This window comes from Pseudoalteromonas sp. DY56-GL22 (assembly GCF_041414715.1).
Lineage (GTDB): Bacteria > Pseudomonadota > Gammaproteobacteria > Enterobacterales > Alteromonadaceae > Pseudoalteromonas > Pseudoalteromonas simplex.
In genome coordinates this window covers 1-723 of the sequence record NZ_JANHZR010000033.1, presented here as the reverse complement: position 1 = coordinate 723, position 723 = coordinate 1, and the positions used below count along the sequence as shown (strand labels likewise).

Annotated in this window: 1 protein-coding gene; it reads left to right on the top strand. The window is 40.9% G+C overall.

Going from position 1 to position 723, the window contains the following annotated elements; all coding sequences use genetic code 11:
- Window positions 1–395 precede the first annotated feature (395 nt).
- Window positions 396–710 (top strand): transposase, encoded by a 315-nt coding sequence (locus NO991_RS20570; protein ID WP_371352352.1) that lies wholly within the window; start codon window positions 396–398, stop codon window positions 708–710.
- Window positions 711–723 lie beyond the last annotated feature (13 nt).

Sequence of the window (723 nt, the reverse complement as noted above, 5' to 3'; positions counted from 1 at the left end):
CCAGATAGCTCAGTCGGTAGAGCAGAGGATTGAAAATCCTCGTGTCGGTGGTTCGATTCCGCCTCTGGGCACCATTAATTAAAAGCCTCGCAATCGCGAGGCTTTTTTGTTTTACCCCCTCCAAATCACGATTTTACTTCCCGTAGGCGTGAAATTTAAAGAGCTTTCAGCCGTCAGCTATCAGATTTTAAATACATAAGTTAGCGAGTTAGAAAGGGGAAAGAGTAAAGTTAGATTGTGCCCGCACATTACTATGGCTAAACCCGGTGCCGTAGGCGTGAAATTTATTTCGCGCGAATAAGAATAATAAGTACTTGTATAAAAGAAAAGCTACATGGAAGATTTTCGATTGATCTGACTCCATAAAAGTAGACACCTTTTTGGAGTCAGTAATCATGAAAGTAAAGTCACAGCGTAGATATTCCCTCGATTTTAAAATAAAAGTCGTTCAAGAGTCGTTAGACACCACAGATACAGTTAAGATGGTCGCTAATAAGTACGGTATTCATCCTGACATGCTATCAAGTTGGAGAAGTCACATGACCTCGAAAAAGAAAACGGCAAAGCCACTAAAGAACCAAGGCCCTGACAAATCATACGCAGATTTAGAACGCCAAATTCGTAAGCTTGAGAAGCAACTCGAAGGTGCTCAGTTGGAGAATGACGTTTTAAAAAAGGCGAAGGTCTACTTCGACAGCCTAAAAGAATAAGGTTCGAATATAT